Source organism: Kitasatospora sp. NPDC057198 (assembly GCF_042670125.1).
Taxonomy (GTDB): Bacteria; Actinomycetota; Actinomycetes; order Streptomycetales; family Streptomycetaceae; genus Kitasatospora.
Genome location: NZ_JBHUWH010000048.1, coordinates 1 through 21,670 on the forward strand (window position 1 = coordinate 1; position 21,670 = coordinate 21,670).

Below are 21,670 nucleotides of genomic sequence, written 5' to 3' on the forward strand. Positions count from 1 at the left end.
GGCGGCCGGTGGCTACCGGCCGCCCGCCCCGCTGTGACGTTTCTTCAAACGGCGGGCCGACCGCAGGTCAGCTCGCGTCCTCCTCGCGGACGGCGCGCCGCGCGTCCGGGTTCAGCACGCCCCAGCTGATCAGCTGCTCGGTGAGGATCGAGGGGGACTGGTCGTAGATGACGGCCAGCGTGCGCAGGTCGTCCTGGCGGATCGAGAGCACCTTGCCGTTGTAGTCGCCGCGCTGCGACTGGATGGTCGCGGCGTAGCGCTGGAGCGGGCCGGCCTTCTCGGACGGGACCTGGGTGAGGCGCTCCAGGTCGAGGACCAGGCGCGGCGGCGGCTCGGCGGCGCCGCCCGGGGTGCCGCCGGGCAGCAGCTCCTGGACCGGCACGCCGTAGAACTCGGCCAGCTCGGCGAGGCGCTGGACGGTGACCGCGCGGTCGCCGCGCTCGTAGGAGCCGACGACCACAGCCTTCCAGCGACCCTGGGACTTCTCCTCGACGCCGTGCAGGGAGAGCCCCTGCTGAGTGCGGATCGCCCGGAGCTTGGCCCCGAGCTGCTTCGCGTAGTCGCTGGACATGGATCTCCCCGGACGAGATTGCTTCGCGTGCGCTGAAATGTGAGCGACGACGGCTCCCCGCACGGTTCGCTGCGGAGCACCTTCGTAACTCATTGTGAGGTTACGTAGAGTGAGGGTTGCGCGTCAAGCCGAATGGGGCACTCGTGCGAACGGGCGGCGAACGGGCTTCGATCAGCACGCTGCTACCATGGGCGAGGCTCCGGCTGCGGCCGGGAACCATTCCAGACATCCTTTAAGACCCGTCCCGTGAGGCGGGGAAGGAGGTCCGCTTCGGCATGACCACACCCAGTTCCGCCCCCCGCGCCCCGCACCAGGTGCTGGACGCCACCGACATCGCCCGGGTCGTCACCCGGATCGCCCACGAGATCGTGGAACGCGCCAAGGGCGCGGAGGACGTGGTGCTGCTCGGCATCCACACCCGCGGTGTCCACCTGGCCCGCCGGCTGCAGGCCAGGCTCGCCCAGATCACCGGCCGGGACATCCCGTTCGGGACGCTGGACATCACCATGTACCGGGACGACCTGCGGCTGAAGCCCGCCCGGGCCCTGGAGCACACCGAGATCCCCGCCGGGGGCATCGACGGCAAGCTGGTGATCCTGGTCGACGACGTGCTGTTCTCCGGCCGCACCATCCGCGCCGCGCTCGACGCGCTGGGCGACATCGGCCGCCCGCGCGCCGTCCGCCTCGCCGTCCTGGTCGACCGCGGGCACCGCGAGCTCCCGATCCGCGCCGACTACGTGGGCAAGAACCTGCCCACCTCGCTGCGCGAGGCCGTGCAGGTCCGGCTGTCCGAGTCCGACGGCCTGGACGCCGTCCTGCTGGGCGACCGCGACTACGCCGCCCGCTCCTCCCAGGCCCTGGCCGCCGACCCCGAACTCCCGGAGTAGAACCGCGTGAAGCGCCACCTCGTCTCCACCGCCGACCTCGGCCGCGACGACGCCCTGCTGATCCTGGACACCGCCGAGGAGCTCTCCCAGTTCTCCGGACGGGCCGTCAAGAAGCTGCCCACGCTGCGCGGCCGCACCGTGGTCAACCTGTTCTTCGAGGACTCCACCCGCACCAAGACCTCCTTCGAGGTCGCCGAGAAGCGGCTGTCCGCGGACGTCATCAACTTCTCCGCCAAGGGCTCCTCGGTCTCCAAGGGCGAGAGCCTCAAGGACACCGCGCTGACCCTCCAGGCGATGGGCGCCGACGCCGTGGTCATCCGGCACCACGCCTCCGGCGCGCCCGCCCGGCTGGCCGGCTCGGACTGGCTGCACGGCTCGGTGATCAACGCCGGCGACGGCACCCACGAGCACCCCACCCAGGCCCTGCTGGACGCCTTCACCCTGCGCCGCCACCTCAACCCCGGCCCCGGCCGCGACCTGGCCGGCCGCCGGGTCGCCATCGTCGGCGACATCCTGCACAGCCGGGTCGCCCGCTCCAACGTGCACCTGCTGACCACGCTCGGCGCCGAGGTGGTCTTCGTCGCCCCGCCGACCCTGCTGCCGATCGGCATCGACACCTGGCCCTGCCAGGTCTCCTACGACCTCGACAGCGTGCTGCCCAAGGTCGACGCCGTGATGATGCTGCGCGTCCAGCGCGAGCGGATGAACGCCGCCTTCTTCCCCACCGAGCGCGAGTACTCCCGGCGCTACGGGCTGGACGGCGTCCGGCTCGGCAGGCTGCCCGAGCACGCCGTCGTCATGCACCCCGGCCCGATGGTCCGCGGCATGGAGATCACCGCCGAGGTCGCCGACTCCCCGCGTTGCACCGTGGTCGAGCAGGTCGCCAACGGCGTCTCCGTCCGGATGGCCGTGCTCTACCTGCTGCTCGGCGGCGCGGTCTTCGCCGACGCGCCCGCCGACGCCCCCCGCACCACCGAACTCCCGGAGGCCGCCCAGTGACCACCTACCTGATCCGCAACGCCCAGATCCTCGGCGGCGCCCCCCAGGACATTCACATCGTCGACGGCGTCTTCGCCGCGATCGGCGAGAACCTCGACGCCCGGGCCGACATCGACATCGACGCGCACGGCCTGGTCGCCCTGCCCGGCCTGGTCGACCTGCACACCCACCTGCGCGAGCCCGGCCGGGAGGACGCCGAGACCGTCCTCACCGGCACCCGGGCCGCCGCGATGGGCGGCTACACCGCCGTGCACGCGATGGCCAACACCTTCCCGGTCGCCGACAGCGCCGGCGTGGTCGAGCAGGTCTGGCGGCTGGGCCGCGAGTCCGGCTACTGCGACGTGCAGCCGGTCGGCGCCGTCACCGTCGGCCTGGAGGGCAAGCAGCTCGCCGAGCTCGGCGCGATGCACGACTCCGCCGCCGGCGTGCGGGTCTTCTCCGACGACGGCAAGTGCGTGGACGACGCGGTGATCATGCGCCGCGCGCTGGAGTACGTGAAGGCGTTCGACGGCGTGATCGCCCAGCACGCCCAGGAGCCCCGGCTGACCGCCGGCGCCCAGATGAACGAGGGCCTGGTCTCCGGCGAGCTCGGCCTCGGCGGCTGGCCCGCCGTCGCCGAGGAGTCGATCATCGCCCGGGACGTGCTGCTCGCCGCCCACGTCGGCTCCCGGGTGCACATCTGCCACCTGTCCACCGCCGGATCGGTCGAGATCGTCCGCTGGGCCAAGGCCAAGGGCTGGGACGTCACCGCCGAGGTCACCCCGCACCACCTGCTGCTCACCGACGAGCTGGTCCGCAGCTACGACCCGGTCTACAAGGTCAACCCGCCGCTGCGCACCGCCGCGGACGTCGAGGCGCTGCGCGAGGCGCTGGCCGACGGCACCATCGACGCCGTCGCCACCGACCACGCCCCGCACCCCGCGGAGGACAAGGACTGCGAGTGGGCGGTCGCCGCGATGGGCATGGTCGGCCTGGAGACCGCGCTGTCCGTCGTGCAGCAGACCATGGTCGACACCGGCCTGCTGAACTGGGAGGGCGTCGCGGACCGGATGTCGCACCGCCCGGCCCGGATCGGCCGGCTCGCCGGGCACGGACGGCCCGTCTCGGTGGGCGAGCCCGCCAACCTGGTGCTCTTCGATCCCGCGTACCGTGGAGTGGTGAACCCCGACACCTTCGCGACCCGCTCCCGCAACAGCCCGTACCGGGGCATGGACCTGCCCGGACGGGTGCACGCCACCTTCCTGCGCGGCGAGGCCACCGTGCTCGCCGGCGAACTGGTCGAGCGCTGATGCTCGCCACCGAGAAGGGCCAGGTCACCGACTGGCCCGGGTACATCGGCGCGACGGTGGGCCTGCTGGTCCTGATCGCGCTGGTGTACTGGCTGATGCGGCAGGGCTGGAACTGGCGGCGCACCCTCCAGTCCGACCTGCCGGAGCCGCCCGCGGTGCCCGCCGAGCCCGGGGCGGCGCTGCTCGCCGCGCCCGGCCGCTACCACGGCTCCACCACCGCCGGGAACTGGCTGGACCGGGTCGTCGCGCACGGCCTGGGAACGCGCAGCCTCGCCGAACTGACCCTCACCGAGCGGGGCCTGCTGGCCCGCCGCCCCGGCGAGGCCGACCTGTGGATCCCCGCCGGGGCGCTCACCGGCGCCCGCACCGACTCCGGCATCGCCGGGAAGGTCGTGCCGAGCGGGCTGCTGGTGGTCGGCTGGCGGCTGGGGGACCGCGCCCTGGAGAGCGGCTTCCGGCTGGACGCCGCCGAGGGGCACGAGGACTGGGTCGAGGCCGTCGAGGCACTAGTGACACGTACGAAGACGATGAAGACGGAAGAGGCCGCCACATGACCGCACCTGCCCCCACCACGCAGCGCACCAGGCGGGAGCGAGTGCCCGCCGTGCTCGTCCTGGAGGACGGCCGGACCTTCCGCGGCCAGGCGTACGGCGCGGTCGGCGAGACGTTCGGCGAGGCGGTCTTCAACACCGGCATGTCCGGCTACCAGGAGACCCTGACCGACCCGTCCTACCACCGCCAGGTGGTCGTGATGACCGCCCCGCAGATCGGCAACACCGGCTGGAACGACGAGGACGACGAGTCGCAGCAGATCTGGGTGTCCGGCTACGTGGTCCGCGACCCCTCCCGGGTCGCCTCCAACTGGCGCTCCAAGCGCTCGCTGGACGAGGAGCTGGAGCGCCAGGGCGTCGTCGGCATCAGCGGCATCGACACCCGCGCGCTCACCCGCCACCTGCGCGAGCGCGGCGCGATGCGGGTCGGCATCTTCTCCGGCCCGGCCGTCGCCGACCAGGCCGAACTGCTGGCCAAGGTGCAGCAGGCGCCCGAGATGAAGGGCGCCGACCTGTGCGCCGAGGTCGCCACCAAGGAGACCTACGTCGTCCCGGCGGTCGGCGAGAAGAAGTTCACCGTCGCCGCCCTCGACCTGGGCATCAAGGGCATGACCCCGCAGCGGATGGCCGAGCGCGGCATCGAGGTGCACGTGCTGCCCGCGAACAGCTCGGTGGAGGACATCTACGCCGTCCAGCCCGACGGCGTGTTCTTCTCCAACGGCCCCGGCGACCCGGCCACCGCCGACCGCCAGGTCGAGGTGCTGCGCGGCGTGCTGGCGAAGAAGACCCCGTTCTTCGGCATCTGCTTCGGCAACCAGCTGCTGGGCCGGGCCCTCGGCTTCGGCACCTACAAGCTCAAGTACGGCCACCGCGGCATCAACCAGCCGGTGCAGGACCGCACCACCGGCAAGGTCGAGGTGACCGCCCACAACCACGGCTTCGCCGTGAACGCGCCGCTGGACAAGGTGAGCGACACCCCCTTCGGGCGGGTCGAGGTCTCCCACGTCTGCCTCAACGACGACGTGGTCGAGGGCCTCCAGGCGCTCGACATCCCCGCCTTCAGCGTGCAGTACCACCCCGAAGCGGCAGCCGGCCCGCACGACGCCGCCTACCTCTTCGACCGCTTCGTGAGCCTTATGGAGGGCCAGCGTGCCTAAGCGCACCGACATCAAGTCCGTCCTGGTGATCGGCTCCGGCCCGATCGTCATCGGCCAGGCGGCGGAGTTCGACTACTCGGGCACGCAGGCATGCCGGGTGCTCAAGGCCGAGGGGCTGCGGGTCGTCCTGGTCAACTCCAACCCGGCGACCATCATGACCGACCCGGAGATCGCCGACGCCACCTACGTCGAGCCGATCACCCCCGAGTTCGTCGAGAAGATCATCGCCAAGGAGCGCCCCGACGCGCTGCTGCCGACCCTGGGCGGCCAGACCGCGCTGAACACCGCGATCTCCCTGCACAAGGCCGGCACGCTGGAGAAGTACGACGTCGAGCTGATCGGCGCCGACGTCGAGGCGATCAACAAGGGCGAGGACCGCGAGCTCTTCAAGGGCGTCGTCGAGGCCGTCAACGCCAAGATCGGCCACGGCGAGTCCGCCCGCTCGGTGATCTGCCACTCGATGGACGACGTGCTGGCCGGCGTGGAGACGCTGGGCGGCTACCCCGTCGTCGTGCGCCCGTCCTTCACCATGGGCGGCGCCGGCTCCGGCTTCGCCCACGACGAGGAGGACCTGCGCCGGATCGCCGGCCAGGGCCTGGCCCTCTCGCCGACCACCGAGGTGCTCCTGGAGGAGTCCATCCTCGGCTGGAAGGAGTACGAGCTGGAGCTGATGCGCGACAAGCACGACAACGTCGTGGTGGTCTGCTCCATCGAGAACTTCGACCCGATGGGCGTGCACACCGGTGACTCGATCACCGTCGCCCCGGCGATGACCCTCACCGACCGCGAGTACCAGATCCTGCGCGACATCGGCATCGCCGTGATCCGCGAGGTCGGCGTCGACACCGGCGGCTGCAACATCCAGTTCGCGGTCAACCCCGAGGACGGCCGGGTCATCGTCATCGAGATGAACCCGCGCGTCTCGCGCTCCTCCGCGCTGGCCTCCAAGGCCACCGGCTTCCCGATCGCCAAGATCGCCGCGAAGCTCGCCGTCGGCTACACGCTGGACGAGATCCCCAACGACATCACCGAGCAGACCCCGGCCTCCTTCGAGCCGACCCTCGACTACGTCGTCGTCAAGGTGCCGCGGTTCGCGTTCGAGAAGTTCCCGTCCGCCGACGCCACGCTGACCACCACCATGAAGTCGGTCGGCGAGGCCATGGCGATGGGCCGCAACTTCCCCGAGGCGCTGAACAAGGCGCTGCGCTCGCTGGAGAAGAAGGGCTCCCAGTTCAGCTGGGTCGGCGAGCCGGGCGAGAAGGCCGAGCTGCTGGCGAAGGCCGTCGTCCCGACCGACGGCCGGATCAACACCGTCATGCAGGCGATCCGGGCCGGCGCCACCCCCGAGGAGGTGTTCGAGGCCACCAGGATCGACCCGTGGTTCGTCGACCAGCTCTTCCTGATCAACGAGATCGCCGTCGAGCTGGGCGAGGGCGACAAGCTCGACCCCGAGCTGCTGCTGCACGCCAAGCGGCACGGCTTCTCCGACCAGCAGATCGGCGAGATCCGCGGCCTGAAGGCCGACGTGGTCCGCGAGGTGCGGCACGCGCTGGGCATCCGCCCGGTGTTCAAGACCGTCGACACCTGCGCCGCCGAGTTCGCCGCCAAGACCCCGTACTTCTACTCGTCCTACGACGAGGAGAGCGAGGTCGCCCCGCGCACCAAGCCCGCCGTGATCATCCTGGGCTCCGGCCCGAACCGGATCGGCCAGGGCATCGAGTTCGACTACTCCTGCGTGCACGCCTCCTTCGCGCTCGCCGACGCCGGGTACGAGACCGTGATGGTCAACTGCAACCCGGAGACCGTCTCCACCGACTACGACACCTCCGACCGGCTCTACTTCGAGCCGCTCACCCTGGAGGACGTGCTGGAGATCGTCCACGCCGAGCAGCAGGCCGGGCCGCTGGCCGGCGTCATCGTGCAGCTCGGCGGGCAGACCCCGCTCGGCCTGGCGCAGGCGCTCAAGGACAACGGCGTGCCGATCGTCGGCACCCCGCCGGAGGCCATCCACCTCGCCGAGGAGCGCGGCGCGTTCGGCCGCGTCCTGCGCGACGCCGGACTGCCCGCCCCCAAGCACGGCACCGCGTTCTCCTTCGAGGAGGCCAAGGCGATCGCCGACGAGATCGGCTACCCCGTGCTGGCCCGCCCGTCCTACGTGCTCGGCGGCCGCGGCATGGAGATCGTCTACGACGAGCCCTCGCTCGCCTCCTACCTGGAGCGGCACGCCGGCCTGATCTCCGAGCACCCGGTGCTGATCGACCGCTTCCTCGACGACGCCGTCGAGATCGACGTCGACGCGCTCTACGACGGCCAGGAGCTCTACCTGGGCGGCGTCATGGAGCACATCGAGGAGGCCGGCATCCACTCCGGCGACTCCGCCTGCGCGCTGCCCCCGATCACCCTCGGCGGGTACGACATCAAGCGGCTGCGCTCGGCCACCGAGGGCATCGCCGCCGGCGTCGGCGTGCGCGGCCTGATCAACATCCAGTTCGCGCTGTCCGGCGACATCCTGTACGTGCTGGAGGCCAACCCGCGCGCCTCCCGCACCGTGCCGTTCACCTCCAAGGCCACCGCCGTCCCGCTGGCCAAGGCCGCCGCCCGGATCTCGCTCGGCGCCACCATCGCCGAACTGCGCGCCGAGGGCCTGCTGCCGCGCGAGGGCGACGGCGGCACGCTGCCCGCCGACGCGCCGATCTCGGTCAAGGAGGCCGTGATGCCGTGGTCGCGCTTCCGCGACGTGCACGGCCGCGGCGTGGACACCGTGCTCGGCCCCGAGATGCGCTCCACCGGCGAGGTCATGGGCATCGACCGGGTCTTCGGCACCGCCTACGCGAAGTCCCAGACCGGCGCGTACGGCGCCCTGCCCACCAAGGGCAAGGTGTTCGTCTCGGTCGCCAACCGCGACAAGCGCAACCTGGTCTTCCCGGCCCGCGCGCTGGTCGAGCTCGGCTTCGAACTGCTCGCCACCACCGGCACCGCCGAGGTGCTGCAGCGCGGCGGCATCCCCGCCACCGTGGTGCGCAAGCACTCCGACGGCGAGGGCCCGGACGGCGAGAAGACCATCGTCCAGCTGATCCACGAGGGCGCGGTCGACCTGATCATCAACACCCCGTACGGCACCGGCGGCCGCCTCGACGGCTACGAGATCCGCACCGCCGCGGTCTCCCGGGGCGTGCCCTGCCTGACCACCGTGCAGGCGATGGGCGCGGCCGTGCAGGGCATCGCCGAGCTGCGGCGCGGCGAGGTCGGCGTGATGTCGCTGCAGGAGCACGCGGCGCTGATCAACTCCGGCCGCAACTAGGCCGAAACCGTGGGGGGCACGCCGGTCCGGTTGCCGGGTGCCCCCCACGTCCATGTCCCGGCTCGGCACGGCTTACGGCTCACGGCCCACGGAGGGTTGCCCGCGCGATGTACAAGCTCCTGTTCAACCTGGTCTTCAAGAAGATGGACCCGGAGAAGGCCCACCACCTGGCGTTCTTCTGGATCCGGCTGGCCGCCTCGGTGCCCGGCCTGCGCTCGCTGGTGCGCGCCGTGCTAGCCCCGCGCGACCCCCGGCTGCGCACCGCCGCGCTCGGCCTCGACCTGCCCGGCCCGTTCGGCCTCGGCGCCGGCTTCGACAAGAACGGCATCGGGATCGACGGCCTGTCGATGCTGGGCTTCGACTTCGTGGAGATCGGCACCGTCACCGGCGAGCCGCAGCCCGGCAACCCCGCGCCGCGGCTGTTCCGCCTGGTCGAGGACCGCGCGCTGATCAACCGGATGGGCTTCAACAACCAGGGCGCCGCCCGGGTCGCCACCCGGCTCGCCGCCCGCCCGCACACCAGCAACACGCCCGTCATCGGCGTCAACATCGGCAAGACCAAGGTCGTGCCGGAGGACGAGGCGACGGCCGACTACCTGAAGAGCGCGCGGGCGCTGGCGCCGTACGCGGACTACCTGGTCGTCAACGTCTCCTCGCCGAACACCCCCGGACTGCGCAACCTCCAGGCCGTCCGGGTGCTCGGCCCGCTGCTCTGGGACGTCCGCAAGGCCGCCGACGAGGTCACCAACCACCACGTCCCGCTGCTGGTGAAGATCGCCCCCGACCTCGCCGACGAGGACATCGACGAGATCGCCGACATGGCCCTGCACCTCGGCCTCGACGGCATCATCGCCACCAACACCACCATCGGCCGGGAGGGCCTGCGCACCCCCGCCGCCCGGATCGAGGAGATCGGCATGGGCGGCCTCTCCGGCGCCCCGCTCAAGGCCCGCTCCCTCGAGGTGCTGGAACGCCTGCGCAAGCGCACCGACGGCCGGCTCGCCATCGTCTCGGTCGGCGGCATCGAGACCGCCGAGGACGCCTGGCAGCGCATCCTGGCCGGCGCCGACCTCGTCCAGGGCTACTCCGCGTTCATCTACGAGGGGCCGTTCTGGATGCGCAAGGTGCACAGGGGCCTGTCGGCCCGGCTCCGGGCGGCGGGGTACGCGAGCATCGGGGAAGCGGTGGGGAAGGGCAACCGCTGAGCCGCTGAGCCGCCGGCTGCGGTGGGCGAGCCCCGCCGCCCGCACCGAGGCGGTGGGGCCCGCCCACCGCACCACCACGACGGAAGACGGAAGACAGCAGATGACTGACAGCACGCCCTTCGGCACCCGCCTGCGGACCGCCCTCGACACCCGGGGCCAGCTCTGCGTCGGCATCGACCCGCACGCCGCGCTGCTCACCGCCTGGGGGCTGGACGACGACCTGGCGGGCCTGGAGACCTTCTCGCGCACCGTGGTCGAGGCGCTGGCGGACCGGGTCGCGGTGCTCAAGCCGCAGGCCGCGTTCTTCGAGCGCTTCGGCAGCCGCGGCGTCGCCGTGCTGGAGCGCTCGGTGGCCGAGGCCCGGGAGGCCGGGGCGCTGGTGGTGATGGACGCCAAGCGCGGCGACATCGGCTCGACCATGGCCGCGTACGCGGAGGCGTTCCTGTCGCCGGACAGCCCGCTGTTCTCGGACGCGCTGACCGTCAGCCCGTACCTGGGCTTCGGCTCGCTGCAGCCGGCCGTCGACCTGGCGCGCGCGAACGGCTGCGGGCTGTTCGCGCTGGCGCTGACCTCGAACCCGGAGGGGCACGAGGTGCAGCGCGCCGTCGGCGCGGACGGGCGGAGCGTGGCGCAGGCCGTGCTGGGGCGGCTGGCGGCGGAGAACTCCGGTGCCGAGCCGCTGGGTTCGTTCGGCGCGGTGGTCGGCGCGACGCTCGCCGACGCGGGGGCGGACCTGGCGATCAACGGCCCGCTGCTGGCCCCCGGAGTGGGCGCGCAGGGCGCCACCGCGGCCGACCTGCCGCGGGTCTTCGGCGACCAGGTGCGCAACGTGGTGCCCTCGGTGAGCCGCGACGTGCTGAAGCACGGGCCGTCGGTGGCGGCGCTCCGGCAGGCCGCGCAGGCGTTCGTCGACGATGTGAGGGCCGTCACAAACACGTGAGTTATGGGCCGTCAACTCGGTTGATTTGACCGGAAAACTCCCAGGTCGGCCCCTGCTGACCTGGACTTTTCGTGTTCTTTTCCTGACGCGGCGGCCCAAGTTGGGTAGTGTCCGGCGGTAGGACGCCAGTTGGCGGTGGTCACGGCCACCTCCGCAGGTCAGAGACCTGTGGCGTCCGGGCACCACCAAGTCATGGCTCATCCCTTCCATCCACACCTGAGGTGAACGGCGTGGCTCTTCCGCCCCTTACTCCCGAACAGCGCACCGCCGCGCTCGCCAAGGCCGCCGAGGCTCGCCGGAAGCGTGCCGACGTCAAGAACCGGCTGAAGCACTCGGGCGCCTCGCTGCACGACGTCATCAAGGCCGGCAAGTCCGACGACGAGGTCATCGGCAAGATGAAGGTCTCCGCCCTGCTGGAGTCCCTGCCGGGTGTCGGCAAGGTGCGCGCCAAGCAGATCATGGAGCGCCTCGGCATCTCCGAGAGCCGTCGCGTGCGCGGCCTCGGCACGAACCAGATCGCCTCCCTGGAGCGCGAGTTCGGCGGCGCCGCCTCCTGATCGGAGGCCGGTGTCGGCGGAACGTCCGCGATCCGGGATAATCGGTACATGAGTGAGCGTCCGCGGCTGACCGTGCTCTCCGGCCCCTCCGGGGTCGGCAAGAGCACGGTCGTCGCTCATATGAGGAAGCAGTTCCCCGAGGTCTGGCTGTCGGTGTCGGCGACGACCCGGCACCCGCGCCCCGGTGAGCGCGACGGCGTGCAGTACCACTTCGTCGACCACGAGCAGTTCGACAAGCTGGTGGCCAACGGCGAGCTGCTGGAGTGGGCGGTCTTCGCCGGGAACCGGTACGGGACGCCGCGGCAGGCGGTGCTCGACAAGCTCGACAAGGGCGAGCCGGTGCTGCTGGAGATCGACCTCCAGGGGGCCCGGCAGGTCAAGGAGTCGATGCCCGAGGCGCAGCTGGTCTTCCTGGCCCCGCCGAGCTGGGAGGAGCTGGTGCGCCGGCTCACCGGCCGGGGCACCGAGTCGCAGGACGTGATCGACGAGCGGCTCGCCGCGGCGAAGGTCGAGCTGGCCGCCGAGGCGGAGTTCGACACGACCCTTGTCAACACCTCCGTCGAGCAGGTAGCGGCCGAACTGCTAGCCTTGCTCGGTGTAGCCTGACCGGATCGGTTGCACCCAGCCGATACCTGTAAACCACTTCGGAAGGTTTAGCGTGTCCTCTTCGATGACCGCGCCCGAGGGCATCATCAACCCGCCGATCGACGAGCTGCTCGAGGCCACCGACTCCAAGTACAGCCTGGTGATCTACGCGGCCAAGCGCGCCCGCCAGATCAACGCCTACTACTCGCAGCTGGGCGAGGGCCTGCTGGAGTACGTCGGCCCGCTGGTCGACACCCACGTGCACGAGAAGCCGCTGTCGATCGCGCTGCGCGAGATCAACGCCGGCCTGCTCACCGCCGAGGCGATCGAGGGCGCCTGAGCCCAGGACCACCCGCGGGGCCCGTTCCGATGCCGTTCCCGGCACCGGGGCGGGCCCCGCGGCCGTGTGCCCGGCGACACGTCGCAGCCGCGCGCCGGGGGGTCGTAGGGTGGGCCCGAGCCGTCGCAGCACGCCGCAGCACGCCGTAGCAAGGAGAGCCGACCGTCATGAACGCGTCCCGTGTGGTCCTCGGGGTGAGCGGCGGGATCGCCGCCTACAAAGCCTGCGAACTGCTGCGGAGGTTCAGTGAGAGCGGGCACGAGGTGACGGTGGTGCCGACCGCCGCGGCGCTGCACTTCGTCGGCGAGGCGACCTGGGCGGCGCTGTCCGGGCGGCCCGCGGCGACCGAGACCTGGGAGCGGGTGCACGAGGTCCCGCACGTGCGGATCGGCCAGCAGGCGGACCTGGTGGTGGTCGCCCCGGCGACCGCGGACCTGCTGGCCAAGGCCGCCCACGGCCTGGCCGACGACCTGCTGACCAACACCCTGCTGACGGCCCGCTGCCCGGTGGTGTTCGCGCCCGCCATGCACACCGAGATGTGGGAGCACCCCGCCACCCAGGAGAACGTCGCCACGCTGCGGCGGCGCGGCGCGATCGTGATCGAGCCCGCGGTGGGCCGGCTCACCGGCGTCGACACCGGCAAGGGCCGGCTGCCCGACCCGGCGGAGATCTTCGCGGCCTGCCGCCGGGTGCTGCTGCGCGGCGGCCTGGAGCAGGACCTGGCGGGCCGTCACGTGGTGGTGTCGGCGGGCGGCACCCGCGAGCCGCTCGACCCGGTGCGCTTCCTCGGCAACCGCTCCTCCGGCAAGCAGGGCTACGCGCTGGCCTCCACCGCGCTGGCCCGCGGCGCCCGGGTCACCCTGGTCGCGGCGAACACCGCGCTGCCCGACCCGGCCGGGGCGGACGTGGTCCGGGTCGGCACCGCGATGCAGCTGCGCGAGGCGGTGCTGCGGGCCGCCGAGGACGCCGACGCGGTGGTGATGGCCGCCGCCGTCGCCGACTTCCGGCCCGCCGAGTACGCCACCGGCAAGATCAAGAAGGTGGACGGGGCCGAGCCCGCGCCGATCGTGCTCGTCCGCAACCCCGACGTGCTGGCCGAGGTGTCGGCCGACCGGGCCCGCGAGGGGCAGGTGGTGGTCGGCTTCGCCGCCGAGACCGACGACGTGCTGGCGCACGGCCGGGCCAAGCTCGCCCGCAAGGGCTGCGACCTGCTGGTGGTCAACGAGGTCGGCGACGGCAAGGCGTTCGGCCAGGAGACCAACAGCGCGGTGCTGCTCGGCGCGGACGGTTCCGAGGTCCACATCGCGGACAGCCCGAAGGAGATCCTGGCCGACGCGATCTGGGACCAGGTCGCCGCCCGGCTCCCCCGCACCGAACCGGAGACTGAGCGTTAACCCGGACAACACCCCTGGTCGTCCGGGCAGTTGGCCCCCGCCGATCCCTTGGTTCGGCTGCGACCCGTGCTGACCGGCGGAGATCCGCGCGGTGTGATTCGCGCCCCGGACACGACGGACCTTCGCAGGGAGCACCCGCGATCGGTAGCCGACCGTTACACTCCACTGCAGGAATCAAGTCTTTCCGGATGCCTCGGGACTTCCGAGCGCATTCAGTCAGCAGCCGCTGCAACCCCAGGGAGCGCTGTGTCTCGCCGCCTGTTCACCTCGGAGTCCGTCACCGAGGGACACCCCGACAAGATCGCTGACCAGATCAGCGACACCATCCTGGACGCCCTCCTCAAGGACGACCCGACCTCCCGCGTCGCCGTGGAGACCCTGATCACCACCGGCCTGGTGCACATCGCCGGCGAGGTCACCACCAAGGCGTACGCGCCGATCGCGCAGCTCGTCCGGGAGAAGATCCTGGAGATCGGCTACGACTCGTCCAAGAAGGGCTTCGACGGCGCCTCCTGCGGCGTGTCGGTGTCGATCGGCTCGCAGTCCCCGGACATCGCGCAGGGCGTGGACACCGCCCACGAGCACCGGGTCGAGGGCGACGTCGAGGACGAGCTGGACCGCCAGGGCGCCGGCGACCAGGGCCTGATGTTCGGCTACGCCTGCGACGACACCCCCGAGCTGATGCCGCTGCCGATCACCCTCGCGCACCGGCTCTCCCGCCGCCTGACCGAGGTCCGCAAGAACGGGACCATCCCCTACCTGCGGCCCGACGGCAAGACCCAGGTCACCATCGAGTACGACGGCGACCGCGCCGTGCGCCTGGACACCGTGGTGGTCTCCTCGCAGCACGCCAGTGACATCGACCTGGAGTCGCTGCTCACCCCCGACATCCGCGAGTTCGTGGTCGAGCCCGAGCTCAAGGCGCTCGCCGACCAGGGCATCAAGCTGGTCACCGAGGGCTACCGGCTGCTGGTCAACCCGACCGGGCGCTTCGAGATCGGCGGCCCGATGGGCGACGCCGGCCTGACCGGCCGCAAGATCATCATCGACACCTACGGCGGCATGGCCCGCCACGGCGGCGGCGCCTTCTCCGGCAAGGACCCGTCCAAGGTCGACCGCTCGGCCGCCTACGCGATGCGCTGGGTCGCCAAGAACATCGTCGCCGCGGGCCTGGCCAGCCGCGCCGAGGTGCAGGTCGCGTACGCGATCGGCAAGGCCGAGCCGGTCGGCCTGTTCGTCGAGACCTTCGGCACCGAGACCGTGCCGGTGCTCAAGATCCAGGAAGCCGTCACCCAGGTCTTCGACCTGCGCCCGGCCGCCATCATCCGCGACCTGGACCTGCTGCGCCCGATCTACCAGCAGACCGCCGCCTACGGCCACTTCGGCCGCGAGCTGCCGGACTTCACCTGGGAGCGCACCGACCGCGCCGACGCGCTGAAGGCCGCCGTCTCGGCCTGAGCGCCCGCCGCCGCGGCCTGAGCGCCCGCCGTCACCGGAGCCGTCCGTCGGGGATCTTCCTCCCCGGCGGGCGGCTCCGTCGTGCTGCCGGTGTTGTCGGCGGGGTCCGCTAGGTTGGGGGCGTGAGCAGCGCGGACGGCACCGGGGAGCAGCTGGCGTTCATCCGGGAGACGGTGCGCCGGGCGAAACCGCGGGCCGCGCGCGGGGTGGTGCTCGCCGAACGGAAGCCGGTCGCCCGGGTGCTGGTCGACAAGGGCGTGCTGAGCCTCGACCAGTACTTCGACTACGCCGTGCCCGAGGCGATGTCCGAGGACGCCCAGCCCGGCGTCCGGGTCCGGGTCCGCTTCGGCGGGCGGGTCGGCGCGCACGGGCGGCGCGAGGGCGGGGCGCTGCACGACGGCTTCGTGGTCGAGCGGCGGGACGACTCCGACTACGCCGGCCCGCTGGCACCGCTCGCCCGCGTCCTGTCGCCCGAGCGGGTGCTCACCCCGCCGCTGCTGCGGCTGTGCCGGGCCGTCGCCGACCGCTACGCCGGCACCCTCGCCGACGTGCTGCAACTGGCCGTCCCGCCGCGGCACGCCGGCGCCGAGGGCGAACCCTCGCCGCGCCCGCTGCCCCCGCCGCCGGCCCCGGCCCCGGGCAGCTGGGAGCGGTACGTGCACGGCCCCGAGTTCCTGGCCTCGCTGGCCGGCGGCCACGCGCCGCGCGCGGTGTGGACGGCGCTGCCCGGCCCCGAGTGGCCCGCCGAGATCGCCCGAGCCGTCGCGGCGGCCCTCGCCGCCGGGCGCGGCGCGCTGGCGGTGCTGCCCGACGGGCGCGCGGTCGCCCGGGTGGACGCGGCACTGCGGGCCCTGCTGGGGGAGGGGCGGCACGCGGTGCTGGCCGCCGAGGCGGGCCCGCAGGAGCGCTACCGGCGCTGGCTGTCCGTCAGCCGGGGCTCGGTGCGCGCCGCGATCGGCACCCGGGCGGCGGTCTTCGCACCGGTGCGGGACCTCGGCCTGGTGGTGGTCTGGTCGGACGGCGACAGCAGCCACGGCGACCCGAACGCCCCCTACCCGCACGTGCGCGAGGTCGCCCTGCTGCGGGCCGCCGAGGAGGGCGCGGCGGTGCTGCTCGGCGGCGTCTCGATGACGGTCGAGGCCGCGCAGCTGCTGCGCTCCGGCTGGGCGCGCCCGCTGGCCGCCACCCGGGAGACGGTCCGTCAGGTCGCGCCCCGGGTGCGCACGGTCACCGAGTACGACCAGGCGCGGGACGGCGCGGCCCAGGCGGCCCGGCTGCCGTCGGTGGCCTGGGAGACCGCCCGGGAGGCGCTGACCCGCGGGCCGGTGCTGGTGCAGGTCCCGCGGCGGGGCTACGCGCCCCGGCTGGTGTGCGGGCGCTGCCGGGAGACGGCCCGCTGCCGGGCCTGCGGCGGCCCGCTGGAGTCACCGGGCGCGGACGCGGCGCTGGTGTGCGCCTGGTGCGGCGCGCAGGAGCAGGACTGGCACTGCGCCGAGTGCGGGTCGTTCCGGCTGCGGGCCGCGGTGGTGGGCGTGCGGCGGACGGCGGAGGAGCTGGGGAAGGCGTTCCCGCGGGTGCCGGTGCGGACGTCCGGGCGGGACGCGGTGCTCGCGACCGTGCCGGGCACGCCCGCGCTGGTCCTCGCCACCCCGGGCGCCGAACCGGTCGCCGAGGGCTCCGGCTACGCGGCGGCGCTGCTGCTGGACGGCTGGGCCCTGCTCAACCGGCCCGACCTGCGGGCCGGCGAGGAGGCGGTGCGGCGCTGGCTGACGGCGGCCTCGCTGGTCCGGCCGGTCGGCGAGGGCGGCACGGTCGTGGTCGTCGCGGAGGCGGCGGCGCGGGCGGTGCAGGCCCTGGTGCGGTGGGATCCCGCCGGGCACGCGGGCGTCGAACTCGACGAACGGGAGGAACTGCGCTTCCCGCCGGTCTCCCGGATGGCCTCGGTGACGGGGCCTGCGCAGGCGGTCGCGGACCTGCTGGGCCTGCTGCGACTGCCTGCGGGCGCGGACGTGCTGGGGCCGGTGCCGGTCTTCGGCGGGGGTGGAGGCGGGGCCGGGGGCGGGGGCGGCGCGAAGGGAGCGCGCGAGGAGGGGCTGGAGCGCGCGCTGGTGCGGGTCGCGCCGGGGCAGGGGGCCGCGCTGGCCGCCGCGCTGAAGGCGGCGCAGATCGCCCGGCTGGCGTTGCGGGGGGCGGAGACGGTGCGGATCCGGGTGGACCCGACGGACATCGGGTAGCCGCTGCGCTTGGCGGGAGGGCGCAGGTGGGGGTGCGGGGAGACCTGCTGCGTTTGGCGGGATGGTGCAGACAGGGGCGCGGGGAACTGCGCGCAGCGGGAGTCGCACGTCAGCGAGATCGCAAGATAGTGCAAGTTCGTGTCCTGCGTCGCGATCTGGCTGTGCGTGCTCGCTTGGCCGCGCAGTTCCCCGCGCCCCTGGTTTCGCAGCGTCTGGCGCGCAGCGGGTCTCCCCGCGCCCCTGGCTGTCGCCGTCCGGGGGTGGGTCAGCGGGTGCGCTGGGGCATCAGGGGGCTGGCTTGGCGGGCCTGGGGGATCGGGGGGCGGGGGGCTGTGGCCGTGGTGGTGGGGACGGGCGGGGGCGCGGGGGTGTCGGTCTCGCGCGGGGCGGGGAGGAGTTCGCCGGTGGGGCGGCGCATGCCGTAGCGGCGGTGGACGGCCTGCTTGGTGACGCCGAGCGCGGAGCCGACGGAGTCCCAGGAGAAGCCGAGGGCGCGGTCGAACTCGACGGCGGCGGCGACCAGGGTCTCGACGCTCTCGCGCAGTTCCTGGGCGAGGCGGACGGTCGGTGCGGGGGCGCGGCCGTAGACCACGAATCCGGCGGAGGTGCTGGGGCGGCGGGGGCGGTAGACGTTGCCCAACTGGGCGGTGAGCGTGCGAAGGGCGTCGACCTGGCGCCGGACCCGTTCGATGTCCCGCACCAGCAGGTGCAGGGACGCCCGGGCCCGGGCGTCGTGGTTGATCTGCTCGGCCATGGCCTCGTTGCCACCTCTCGGTCGGGTCGCGTGCTCGGGGCGCTCGCGCGTCCCGGTCAATTCGCATTGACCAACGCACGTCGGGTCGTTGGGTAACGCGTCGAGTACGACTCGGGATATGCCAGTGGCCGCTCCGAACCGGCGGCGGGGATTGCATAGACTTCCCGGAGGCCGTCGTTTCCGGGCGGTCGTGTCGGTGCAGAGGGAGTCGCAGTCTTGGCAGTTCAGCCGATCCGGATCTTCGGCGACCCGGTGCTGCGGGCGACCGCGAAGCCGGTGACCGTCTTCGACAAGGAACTGCGGAGGCTGGTGAAGGACCTGACCGACACCATGCTGGAGGCGCCCGGGGCCGGGCTGGCGGCGCCGCAACTGGGGGTCTCGCTGCGGGTGTTCACGTACAACGTGGACGGCGTGGTGGGCCACCTGATCAATCCGGACCTCTCGCTCAGCGAGGAGGAGCAGGACGGTCCGGAGGGCTGCCTGTCGCTGCCGGGCCTGCGGTTCGACACCAAGCGGGCGTACGGCGTGGTGGCCAGGGGCGTCGACATGCACGGGGAGCCGGTGACGGTGGAGGGCACCCAGCTGATGGCGCGGTGCATCCAGCACGAGACGGACCACCTGGACGGGATCATCTTCGTCGACCGGCTGGACCGGGAGGCCCGGAAGGCGGCGATGAAGGCGATCCGGGAGACCGACTGGGGCGGCGGCCCGGCGCCGACGGTGCGGATCTCGCCGCATTCCACGTTCGGGCCGATTCGCTGACCGCGTGCCGCGGCGCCCGTTCCGGCGCGTTCCCACTCGTTCCCGCGTTCCCACTCGTTCCCGCGTTCCCACTCGTTCCCGCGCGTGAATCGGGAAAGCGGATGATCGGGCGGAACGCTTGTCCGACGGTCATTTTCCGGCAATCCGATCTTCCGACCTTCCGAATCCACTGAAAGGCCCCAGCCCGTGCGTCTCGTCTTCGCCGGCACCCCCGAGGTCGCCGTTCCCGCCCTGGACGCCCTGCTGGCCTCCCGGCACGAGGTGGTCGCCGTGGTGACCCGCCCCGACGCGCCGGCCGGGCGCGGGCGCAAGCTGGTGGCCAGCCCCGTCGCGCAGCGCGCCGAGGAGGCGGGCATCGAGGTGCTCAAGCCCGCCCGGCCGAGCGAGCCGGAGTTCATGGCCCGGCTGGCCGAGATCGCCCCGGACTGCTGCCCGGTGGTGGCGTACGGCGCGCTGATCCGGCCCGGGGCGCTGGAGATCCCGGTGCACGGCTGGGTCAACCTGCACTTCTCGCTGCTGCCCGCGTGGCGCGGCGCCGCGCCCGTGCAGCACGCGGTGATGGCGGGCGACGAGGTCACCGGCGCGTCCACCTTCCGGATCGAGGAGGGCCTGGACTCCGGGCCGGTGTTCGGCGTCCTCACCGAGACGGTCAAGCCCACCGACACCAGCGGCGACCTGCTCGGCCGGCTCGCGCACGCGGGCGCCGAACTGCTGGTGCGCACCATGGACGCGATCGAGGACGGGCAGGCCCGCCCCGAGCCGCAGCCGCTCGCCGGGGTGTCGCTGGCGCCCAAGCTCACCGTCGAGGACGCCCGGATCGAGTGGACCCACCCCGCGCTGCGGGTCGACCGGGTGGTGCGCGGCTGCGCGCCCGCGCCCGGCGCCTGGACCACCTTCCGCGGCGAGCGGCTCAAGGTCACCGGCCCCGTCCGCCTGCTGCCGGGCGAGAGCGCCCTGGCGCCGGGCGAGTTGGCGGTCGCCAAGAACAGCGTCCGGGTCGGCACCGGCAGCCACGAGGTGGAGCTCGGGGAAGTCCGCCCGCAGGGCAAGAAGGCGATGCCCGCCGCGGACTGGGCGCGCGGCGCCCGGATCGAGTCCGGGGAGCGCTTCGAGGGCTGAGCGGTCCGGCGGGACGCGACGGAAGGGGTGCGCGGCGGGTTCGGCCTAGACTTGGGGCGAGGCCCCTCGGCGGGCCGGACCTGATCCGCAGCACCTTTGGTTTCGAGGCACCCGTTTTGAGCACCCCCGCCGGCGCGAAGCGCGCCCCCCGCCCGCACCGCCGCCCCAAGAAGGACCCGGCCCGGATCGTCGCGTTCCGCGCGCTGCGGGCCGTCGACGAGCGCGACGCGTACGCCAACCTGATCCTGCCCTCACTGCTGCGCGAGGCCGAGCGCAAGGGCATGGAGCGCCGCGACGCCGCGCTCGCCACCGAGCTGGTGTACGGCACGCTGCGCGGCCAGGGCACCTACGACGCGGTCATCGCGGCCTGCGTGGACCGTCCGCTGCGCGAGGTCGACCCGCCGGTGCTGGACGTCCTCTCGCTGGGCGCGCACCAGCTGCTCGGCACCCGGATCCCCAGCCACGCCGCGGTGTCCGCGACCGTCGAGCTGGCCCGGGTGGTGCTCGGCGACGGCCGCGCCAAGTTCGTCAACGCCGTGCTGCGCAAGATCAGCGCCCAGGACCTGGCCGGCTGGGTCGCCCAGGTCGCCCCGCCGTACGAGGACGACGCCGAGGACCACCTGGCGGTCGTCCACTCCCACCCGCGCTGGGTGGTCTCCTCGCTGTGGGACGCGCTGGGCCGCTGGCAGCCGCAGGCGAGCGGGCGGCAGGCGATGGAGCAGCTGCTGGAGGCCGACAACGCCCGCCCCGAGGTCACCCTGGTGGCCCGCCCCGGGCGCTCCTCGGTCGCCGAACTGCGCGAGGCGCTGCCCGAGGTCGAGGACGGCCGCTGGTCGCCGTACGCGCTGCGGCTCACCGACGGCGGCGACCCGGCCGGGGTCGACGCGGTGCGGGAGAACCGGGCCGGCGTGCAGGACGAGGGCAGCCAGCTGGTCGCGCTCGCCCTCGCCAACGCCCCGATCGACGGCCCCGACCGGCTCTGGCTGGACGGCTGCGCGGGCCCCGGCGGCAAGGCCGCGCTGCTCGGCGCGGTCGCCGCGGAGCGCGGCGCGGCGCTGGTCGCCTCCGAGAAGCAGCCGCACCGCGCCCGGCTGGTGGCCCGCTCGCTGGACGGCAACCCCGGCCCGTACGCCGTCATCACCGCGGACGGCACGCGCGGCGCCTGGGAGGACGGGGCGTTCGACCGCGTCCTGGTCGACGTGCCGTGCTCGGGCCTGGGCGCGCTGCGCCGCCGCCCGGAGGCGCGCTGGCGCCGGCGCCCCGAGGACATCGCCGGATTCGGGCCGCTGCAGCGGGAGTTGCTGCGCTCGGCGCTGGACGCGGCGCGGATCGGCGGCGTGGTCGGCTACGCGACCTGCTCGCCGCACCTGGCCGAGACCCGGGCCGTGGTCGACGACGTGCTGCGCGGCCGGGCGGACGTCGAGTGGATCGACGCCCGCCCGCTGCTGCCCGGCGTCCCCGACCTCGGCGAGGGGCCGGACGTCCAGCTGTGGCCGCACCTGCACGGGACGGACGCGATGTACCTGGCGTTGCTGCGGCGAACTGCCTGACGGCGCAGGGGGATCGG

19 protein-coding genes are annotated in these 21,670 nt (G+C 73.2%); 17 read left to right on the plus strand and 2 right to left on the minus strand.

All coding sequences use genetic code 11. From position 1 onward, the window contains the following. Positions 1–67 precede the first annotated feature (67 nt). A complete protein-coding gene (locus ACFUEL_RS08535) occupies positions 68–571 on the minus strand; it encodes a transcriptional regulator (protein WP_030459171.1) in 504 nt (167 codons plus the stop codon). Positions 572–846: 275 nt separating this feature from the next. Here ACFUEL_RS08535 and pyrR point away from each other — a divergent pair, with 275 nt between their 5' ends. The 14 genes from pyrR (at position 847) to ACFUEL_RS08605 (ending at position 17,468) form a co-directional block, all read left to right on the plus strand. Then, positions 847–1,458, plus strand: coding sequence for a bifunctional pyr operon transcriptional regulator/uracil phosphoribosyltransferase PyrR (gene pyrR / locus ACFUEL_RS08540; protein WP_380235294.1), 612 nt, complete (start codon positions 847–849; stop codon positions 1,456–1,458). Between the two features lie 6 nt (positions 1,459–1,464). Then, positions 1,465–2,457, plus strand: coding sequence for an aspartate carbamoyltransferase catalytic subunit (locus ACFUEL_RS08545; protein WP_380235296.1), 993 nt, complete (start codon positions 1,465–1,467; stop codon positions 2,455–2,457). Beyond that, positions 2,454–3,746, plus strand: coding sequence for a dihydroorotase (locus ACFUEL_RS08550; protein WP_380235297.1), 1,293 nt, complete (start codon positions 2,454–2,456; stop codon positions 3,744–3,746). Before ACFUEL_RS08545 ends, ACFUEL_RS08550 begins: the two co-directional genes overlap by 4 nt. Next, on the plus strand, positions 3,746–4,300 hold the full coding sequence (locus tag ACFUEL_RS08555) for a hypothetical protein (protein WP_380235298.1): 555 nt from the start codon (positions 3,746–3,748) through the stop codon (positions 4,298–4,300). The genes ACFUEL_RS08550 and ACFUEL_RS08555 overlap by 1 nt, the downstream gene beginning before the upstream one ends. Then, positions 4,297–5,454, plus strand: a complete 1,158-nt coding sequence (gene carA / locus ACFUEL_RS08560; protein ID WP_380235299.1) for a glutamine-hydrolyzing carbamoyl-phosphate synthase small subunit — start codon at positions 4,297–4,299, stop codon at positions 5,452–5,454. Before ACFUEL_RS08555 ends, carA begins: the two co-directional genes overlap by 4 nt. After that, positions 5,447–8,755 (plus strand): carbamoyl-phosphate synthase large subunit, encoded by a 3,309-nt coding sequence (gene carB, locus ACFUEL_RS08565; protein WP_380235300.1) that lies wholly within the window; start codon positions 5,447–5,449, stop codon positions 8,753–8,755. Before carA ends, carB begins: the two co-directional genes overlap by 8 nt. 107 nt (positions 8,756–8,862) lie before the next feature. Continuing rightward, on the plus strand, positions 8,863–9,960 hold the full coding sequence (locus ACFUEL_RS08570; protein ID WP_380235301.1) for a quinone-dependent dihydroorotate dehydrogenase: 1,098 nt from the start codon (positions 8,863–8,865) through the stop codon (positions 9,958–9,960). A 100-nt stretch (positions 9,961–10,060) separates the two neighbouring features. After that, positions 10,061–10,900, plus strand: coding sequence for an orotidine-5'-phosphate decarboxylase (gene pyrF, locus ACFUEL_RS08575; protein ID WP_380235302.1), 840 nt, complete (start codon positions 10,061–10,063; stop codon positions 10,898–10,900). Between the two features lie 230 nt (positions 10,901–11,130). Beyond that, the gene (mihF, locus tag ACFUEL_RS08580) at positions 11,131–11,457 is read left to right on the plus strand and encodes an integration host factor, actinobacterial type (protein ID WP_030459182.1); all 327 of its coding nucleotides are present in this window, start codon (positions 11,131–11,133) and stop codon (positions 11,455–11,457) included. 48 nt (positions 11,458–11,505) lie between these two features. Continuing rightward, positions 11,506–12,063: a guanylate kinase gene (gene gmk, locus ACFUEL_RS08585; RefSeq protein ID WP_014134532.1), complete on the plus strand. Its 558-nt coding sequence runs from the start codon at positions 11,506–11,508 to the stop codon at positions 12,061–12,063. A 52-nt stretch (positions 12,064–12,115) separates the two neighbouring features. Beyond that, on the plus strand, positions 12,116–12,382 hold the full coding sequence (gene rpoZ / locus ACFUEL_RS08590; protein ID WP_100835243.1) for a DNA-directed RNA polymerase subunit omega: 267 nt from the start codon (positions 12,116–12,118) through the stop codon (positions 12,380–12,382). 167 nt (positions 12,383–12,549) lie between these two features. Beyond that, positions 12,550–13,776 carry a bifunctional phosphopantothenoylcysteine decarboxylase/phosphopantothenate--cysteine ligase CoaBC gene (gene coaBC, locus ACFUEL_RS08595; RefSeq protein WP_380235304.1) on the plus strand — a complete coding sequence of 409 codons (1,227 nt, stop codon included), beginning with the start codon at positions 12,550–12,552 and terminating at the stop codon, positions 13,774–13,776. Between the two features lie 246 nt (positions 13,777–14,022). After that, entirely contained in the window at positions 14,023–15,234 is a 1,212-nt protein-coding gene (metK, locus tag ACFUEL_RS08600; protein WP_380235306.1) for a methionine adenosyltransferase, read from the plus strand. A 122-nt stretch (positions 15,235–15,356) separates the two neighbouring features. After that, on the plus strand, positions 15,357–17,468 hold the full coding sequence (locus tag ACFUEL_RS08605; protein ID WP_380235307.1) for a primosomal protein N': 2,112 nt from the start codon (positions 15,357–15,359) through the stop codon (positions 17,466–17,468). A 265-nt stretch (positions 17,469–17,733) separates the two neighbouring features. Here ACFUEL_RS08605 and ACFUEL_RS08610 read toward each other — a convergent pair whose 3' ends face one another. Next, entirely contained in the window at positions 17,734–18,222 is a 489-nt protein-coding gene (locus ACFUEL_RS08610) for a hypothetical protein (protein WP_380235308.1), read from the minus strand. Positions 18,223–18,438: 216 nt separating this feature from the next. Between ACFUEL_RS08610 and def the strand changes: the two genes are divergently transcribed. From def to ACFUEL_RS08625, 3 genes are all read left to right on the plus strand, one after another. Beyond that, positions 18,439–18,984, plus strand: coding sequence for a peptide deformylase (gene def, locus ACFUEL_RS08615; protein ID WP_380235310.1), 546 nt, complete (start codon positions 18,439–18,441; stop codon positions 18,982–18,984). A 186-nt stretch (positions 18,985–19,170) separates the two neighbouring features. Beyond that, positions 19,171–20,103 (plus strand): methionyl-tRNA formyltransferase, encoded by a 933-nt coding sequence (gene fmt, locus ACFUEL_RS08620; RefSeq protein ID WP_380235311.1) that lies wholly within the window; start codon positions 19,171–19,173, stop codon positions 20,101–20,103. A 116-nt stretch (positions 20,104–20,219) separates the two neighbouring features. Next, positions 20,220–21,653 carry an RsmB/NOP family class I SAM-dependent RNA methyltransferase gene (locus ACFUEL_RS08625; RefSeq protein ID WP_380235312.1) on the plus strand — a complete coding sequence of 478 codons (1,434 nt, stop codon included), beginning with the start codon at positions 20,220–20,222 and terminating at the stop codon, positions 21,651–21,653. Positions 21,654–21,670: the final 17 nt, after the last annotated feature.